6 protein-coding genes are annotated in these 6,187 nt (G+C 35.1%); all 6 read left to right on the plus strand.

All coding sequences use genetic code 11. The annotated features are described in order from the left end of the window. Positions 1-129 precede the first annotated feature (129 nt). The 6 genes from IC221_RS23535 to IC221_RS23560 all read left to right on the plus strand — a co-directional run bounded on the left by IC221_RS23535 (position 130) and on the right by IC221_RS23560 (position 5,634). On the plus strand, positions 130-948 hold the full coding sequence (locus IC221_RS23535; RefSeq protein ID WP_188171293.1) for an alpha/beta hydrolase: 819 nt from the start codon (positions 130-132) through the stop codon (positions 946-948). 38 nt (positions 949-986) lie between these two features. Further along, positions 987-2,021 carry a serine hydrolase gene (locus tag IC221_RS23540; protein WP_188171294.1) on the plus strand — a complete coding sequence of 345 codons (1,035 nt, stop codon included), beginning with the start codon at positions 987-989 and terminating at the stop codon, positions 2,019-2,021. A gap of 26 nt (positions 2,022-2,047) precedes the next feature. Continuing rightward, entirely contained in the window at positions 2,048-2,638 is a 591-nt protein-coding gene (locus IC221_RS23545) for a DUF4291 domain-containing protein (RefSeq protein WP_223241467.1), read from the plus strand. 431 nt (positions 2,639-3,069) lie between these two features. Then, positions 3,070-4,164: a hypothetical protein gene (locus IC221_RS23550; protein ID WP_188171296.1), complete on the plus strand. Its 1,095-nt coding sequence runs from the start codon at positions 3,070-3,072 to the stop codon at positions 4,162-4,164. A gap of 35 nt (positions 4,165-4,199) precedes the next feature. Then, positions 4,200-4,901, plus strand: coding sequence for a hypothetical protein (locus IC221_RS23555; RefSeq protein ID WP_188171297.1), 702 nt, complete (start codon positions 4,200-4,202; stop codon positions 4,899-4,901). Between the two features lie 7 nt (positions 4,902-4,908). Then, entirely contained in the window at positions 4,909-5,634 is a 726-nt protein-coding gene (locus IC221_RS23560) for a GNAT family N-acetyltransferase (protein WP_188171298.1), read from the plus strand. Positions 5,635-6,187: the final 553 nt, after the last annotated feature.

Consider the following 6,187-nt stretch of genomic DNA (forward strand, 5'->3'; position numbering starts at 1 on the left):
TGTACCTAATTCGGTAAATTAAAAGTAGATATTTACCTTAGTATAGCCTGCATAGTGGTGATGGATTTGTATCCTGCTAGAAGCAGACCGACTTCAATAAAAATACCTACTTTTTAAATACAAACTTCAATGTATCGAAAAAGACTGATTATACTATTGCTATTTATTTTCAGCTTCAATTTATACGGACAAGATACTATTTGTGTGAATCAAACACTACAACACAAGATAGACTCAAAACATCTTGATGAGACGAGAGCGTATTGGGTGAGTTTACCCCTTCATTATACAGATACCCTCAGTTATCCTGTTATTTATGTTTTTGATGCAGAATGGAGGTTTGATTTAATCAGACATATTTCATTTGATTTAGGAGCCAATAAAAAAATACAGAATGCCATTGTGGTTGGAATTCCACATGTTGAAATGGAAAATAAAAGAGGGCAAGACCTTACTTTTAGCCAATCAAGAATTGAATATGATGGAGAAGCTGTTGATTCAACTTGGTATAATACCTCTAATTCAGGTAGTGGAATGAACTTTTACCATTACTTGGTAGAGGAGTTGATTCCAGATGTCAACAAAAACTATTCGACCAACCAACATGAAACATTGATTGGTCATTCCTATGGAGGTTATTTTGGTGCCTATCTACTCTCATTAGAACACCCTTTTGAAGTGATTCATATTTACGACCCTTCTATTTGGTACAGTAACGGTGAGGTAGTAAAGCGGTTTAATGCAATAGATTATAATCAGCAAACGAAAATACATCTTACTTATCAGCCAGTTCCTGCTTTCCACAAAGAGAAAATAGAAGAATTTAAAAAAGCACTTGAAGGTAATCAATATATTGAATTGACTTCAGATCTTTATAAAGATGATACCCATAATTCACTGTTTTTAGATAGTTTTTATAAGGGAATTATGAAAACCAATCAAAAGTAAATTGTCATAACTAAAGGCTAATATAACCTCAAATACCTATGAATAAGAAACAATCCAAACAAATCATCAGAATAGCGTTACTACTTGGTACGGTCATTTCCTTATTTTTTGTACCATGGCTTTTAGTGAAAGCATGGATACTACCATTGCCTAATACCATGCAAGAGCAATTAGATCAAGCAGTTGATCATGGATTTGAAGGTGTTGTTGTTTATGTGGACCAAGCGGGGCACACTCCTCAATATTTAGCGTCAGGTTGGCATAACAGAGAAAAGCAGATACCGGCTCGCCCCGATGCGTTGTTCAAAATTGCCAGTATTAGTAAGCTCTACGATGCGGTGGCCGTGACAAAATTAGTGAGTGATGGACGTCTTTCTTTAGATAAAACATTGGCAGGTTATTTACCTTCTTTAGTGGGGAGAATTGAAAATGCGGACAAAATCACGCTAAAGCTTATGATTCAGCATAGAAGTGGTATTCCGAATTTTACAGATGCTCCCAACTTTTGGAGTAACCCAACAAAGAGTTATGAAGAAAGTCTTGTTTTAATTTTAGATCAACCAGCCCATTTTCCACCAGGTGAAGATTATGAGTATTGTAACACGAATTATATGTTGATCAATAAAATAATGGATGATGAGCTGGGGTATAGCAATTTTAAATTTATTCAAGATGAAATATTATCTCCTTTAAAACTTCAAAATACCTTTAGTTCCTTAAGTGAAGTAGAATTAAAAGACGTAATGAGTGGGTATCATGTAGGCTATGAGTTTGATTTAAAAGAAGACGAACACGGTATGTTAGCCACGGCGGAAGATGTAGGTATTTTCCTCAGAGCATTGAACAATGGGACTTTGTTTGCACCTGGCGAACAGGAAATCTATTCGTCTATTTATGAATATGAACATGGTGGATGGGTGCCCGGTTATCAGAGTTTTGCAGAATACAACAAGGACCTAGATGCAGTAGTAGTTGCATTTTATAATACAACCGACGCTAAACTTTACAATTGGAACTTGTCAGAAATCATTAATAGCAGATTATTTAAAATCATAGAAAGAGAGCAAGATTAGTTTACAATGTATTTAGAAATTAATTGATGAAATATCAGGAAATTAGAGCCGAATTTGACAGAGATACAATTACGGTTTATCAAGCTTATAACAAAAACATAGCACTTCCCGCACTTAAGCATCAGAAATTTGAAAAACCATTTTCATTTCATCGAATGACTTGGATCAAACCCTCATTTTTGTGGTTAATGGAACGTAGCAATTGGGGAAGTAAATCGAATCAAGAATATATATTAGGAATTAAAATTAAGAGAGAGTGTTGGGAAAAGGCCCTTTCTTTAGGCGTTTTAACGGACCCCGACAAGGAAGTGTATAGCAGTGGTTACGAATGGGACATGCTGTTTAAAGACGCAAAAGTACACATACAATGGGACCCAGAAAGAACCCTTAAAGGAGGGAAGTTACAAGAGAGAACAATACAAGTAGGAATCAGTAGGTTTTTAATTGAAGGATACAACAACGAATGGATCACGGAGATCATTGACATGACTCCATTGGTAAAAAAAATGAGTGCATTGCGGAAAGCAGGAAAATACAAAGAAGTGAAACGTTTTCTTCCAAAAGAACGACTTTATCCTATTAGTGAATCAATTGGAAAGAAAATTGGGATAAGATAATTGAAAACACTCAATTACATTGTAAACTAAGCTTTTGAATATTTATGATAGTTAGAAATCGGGAGATTTCTGATGATTTATAGGACACGAATGTCGCTTTCGCTTAACATTCGCGCCAGTGGTCTTGCTACCCAATTCATTTGGTAGTTCTACCCCCGGCCTTGAAGGGAAAAGCGTTAAGAATTCCATGGATGAAGCCGTTAAAAATGATTTTGCTGTTTGAGCTTTAGCGAGTTTAAAATCATTTAGGTTCAAGGAATGGAATTTAGCTTTTGACTTCTAAGCCTAGCTTTTTTTGCTTCGTTTTTTCAGCAATGGAAAAAATGAAGAAGAAGGAAGCTTGGAAGTAATGTCTTTAAAGATTGCAGAGGTGTCAATTGATAGTCAAGGATAATTGTAGTTTACAATGCGAAAGTATCAAAATGCCAACTATGATGAGAATATTTTTTGTATCAATGCTAATCTCACTTTCAGCAATGTCTTGTATTAAAATTAACGAAACCTTTGTGAGCCCAGGCAGGGTTCCAATAGCAGATTATCACGTTAGGTGTCAACCCTTTCATGAGCTATGCAATTCAATTAATGGTACCCAAAATATAAAAGTGGAAGTGATAGGTCACGGAAGTAGTTCGTGGAGGTATTACCCAATGGGGATCAATAAAGATGGTGTGGTCTACGGTAATGGTTTTAAATCAAAAGCCACACCAGCGATGGATATTAAGGATTTAATCAAAATCTCTAACTCCATTGACCCTACGATGTCTATTGAATTGGATGCTCATTATCCTCCAAAAGATCACCTCATTCGAAAAATTTATCCCAATGATGGCGCCTATGTAATGCACGATATCCCAGAGTGGGATAAGAATAAAGTGAACAACAAAAACGCGTTATCTTATCTTCATGCCAATACACTTAAAGGAATTTTGGAGTATTTTGTAGAAGAGGGTTTTTACAAGAAAAGTAAAGTCTATGTTGAAATAAAGGTGGACAAAATACATTATGAAGACAATGGGAAACAAGAACTGGAAGAATGGTGTAATGCATTGGCCTCTGAGTTGAAGACATTTGCAGGACATTATCAAAGAGATGATCAGGAAAATTGGTTGTGTATTACCTCTTTTTCTACTGAAGCATTAGATATGTTTTACAAGTCATTGAAGGACTCCACAATACAATCACAATTTGATTATGTTCTTATTGCAGGGTATAAGGGAGGTATATTTAAATCTTTCTTTGCTAATATGAAAGGTTATGTACCTAAATACAATGATAGTATTCAAAATTTTATTGTTGATACAGAGTGGTTAGATTGTGTTTGGTTTTCGGAGCAAGGATTGAATGATTTTGATGCAATTTTTACTAAGATTGTAGAAGAGAGAGACAAGAAATACCCAAGTATTAAACCGGTAGAATTTAGTTTTTCAAATTATCAGTATAAGGAGGAAAAAATGTTAAAGAAACTCTCTAAAGCAACGCCAAAGAAATATAAAATTAGGAGCTTTATGGTGGATATAGATTATTAATAAAATAAGGTTGAAACGTTATTGCTAATTTGAATATGGAACTAGTTTGCACTAATTGTAATACAGCGATCCCGGCAAAAAATGTAAATATTATCACGGACTTAGCAAAGTGCGACCATTGTAATTCCGTTTACAGGGCTAGTAGTTTGTTAGATAGTTTTTCATTGAAATCAGTAGGTCGTCCACCTTCAGAATCAAAAATGATATTGAGAAAGTTTGAAGATGATTTAGTAGAAATATATTATCCTAAAGAGGGATTTACGTTATCTGTCATACCACAATTAATCATGCCTATTCTATGGCTAAGTTTTGTTAGTTTGTGGACGTTTCTGGCAACTCAGGGTAGTATATTATTTGCATTATTTTCAATTCCTTTCTGGTTTATTGGGTTAGGAATGTTATATGGTGTTATGAATCCTATTTTTGAATCACAAACTCTATTAATTGATAATAAGACGTTTTCAATCATCAAAAACAGACCTATTCGATCAAAAATAAAAGAAATAAGAATTAGGGATATTCAAATTGTGAGAATGAAATTATGGAAGACAAGCTCCTATAAGATGATTGCACAATATAGTCTTTTATTAAAAATGCAAAGATCGATGGAGTTTGGAGGTTTTGAAGTTCCGGCTGTCATTTCAAACACAGAAGTGAATTATTTTTTTGAAGAGGTAAATGATGCTGAGCAAGAATGGATCACATCTTTACTTCATAATTTGGTGAAAAGTAAATAAGTAATCAATGGATAATTACATCATAAATAACCTGTATGAACTTTGGGAACATATTGGTACCATCAACAATACAGTCATTACATCCGAGGATTTTACTGCTGTAGCAGTGCAAGACTCTGACTGGCCCAAAAGAGTTTTTGATTTAAAAGATCATGACTCAGCATTAACGAAAGTCATAGATCTTTGTAAAAAAGGGGATATCCCTGAGGTGCTCACGGTTCCAAAATCGAACGACCTTCGGAGTCATACTGGCCTAGCGTTACTCATGACGCAACAAAACATGGCCCTTGAGTTGGAATCTTTTACGGCTGAAGCTACAACTCCCCCAAACATCCAACAAGTAAAAACGGAAGAAGGTGCGAAGGCATTTGCAGCGATTGCGTCAAAATCTTTTGGTTATAGAGTAGACCATAAGGTGATCAATACCATTGTAAGACAATCTTCAACCACACGACTTTTCCTTTATCAAGAAAATCAGAAAAGTTTGGGTTGCGGCATTGTATTTTTTGATGCAGAAAATCATGCAGGCTTGCACATGATTGGGACGCTTCCCGAAGGGAGAGGAAAAGGCATTGGTAAAAGTATGACGATGCATTTGCTAAAAGAAGCGAAAGGTCATGGTTCAAAAATTGCCGTGCTTCATGCTTCTAAAATGGGAGAACCTATTTATACAAAGCTCGGTTTTCAGAAATATGGAGAAATAGAAACATACAGAATATTGAAGGGGGAATAACGCACTATAAACTAGGTTTTGGTTAGCTTTCAATCAATTTCTTAATACAAAACGAGGATAGAACTAATCAACGAATTGGGTAGAAAGACACTGGCGCGAATGTTAAGCGTTAGCGACATTCGTGTCCAACAGATCATCAGAAATCTCCCGATTTCTAAACGTTAAGGATTGGAACAAAAGAGATAGGATGTTTCGTACACCATAGTTAAAACTATGGGTAGGTGATAGCCCAACCTTATCAAGACTGAAGTCTTGAAGGTTAGTTAACGTAAGCGATACTTTAGTGTTGGTGGAGTCTATATCACTTACCTATGACTTCAATCGTGAAGTATATTATTTAGATCTGTAATTATGCTATTATTTAGTAGTATCTAAATCGGCCTTGAAGTCAAAAGCTAAATTCCATACTTTCACCTAAATGATTGCCCAATTATAGATCAAAAGACAAGGGTTTTATAATTATCTTCTGAAGTGCAGTGCTGTAGGGGGCTGTCGCAAAACTAAGATTTGAATAAATAATCATTATGTTTAACTTATAACATAATGATTATTT

Origin of the sequence: Flammeovirga sp. EKP202, from assembly GCF_014534745.1 — a bacterium.
In the GTDB taxonomy this organism is placed as follows: domain Bacteria; phylum Bacteroidota; class Bacteroidia; order Cytophagales; family Flammeovirgaceae; genus Flammeovirga.

Coding starts and splice junctions, on each gene's coding strand:
- IC221_RS23535 (WP_188171293.1), top strand. CDS start 130: ATGTATCGAAAAAGACTGATTATACTATTGCTATTTATTTTCAGCTTC.
- IC221_RS23540 (WP_188171294.1), top strand. CDS start 987: ATGAATAAGAAACAATCCAAACAAATCATCAGAATAGCGTTACTACTT.
- IC221_RS23545 (WP_223241467.1), top strand. CDS start 2,048: ATGAAATATCAGGAAATTAGAGCCGAATTTGACAGAGATACAATTACG.
- IC221_RS23550 (WP_188171296.1), top strand. CDS start 3,070: ATGATGAGAATATTTTTTGTATCAATGCTAATCTCACTTTCAGCAATG.
- IC221_RS23555 (WP_188171297.1), top strand. CDS start 4,200: ATGGAACTAGTTTGCACTAATTGTAATACAGCGATCCCGGCAAAAAAT.
- IC221_RS23560 (WP_188171298.1), top strand. CDS start 4,909: ATGGATAATTACATCATAAATAACCTGTATGAACTTTGGGAACATATT.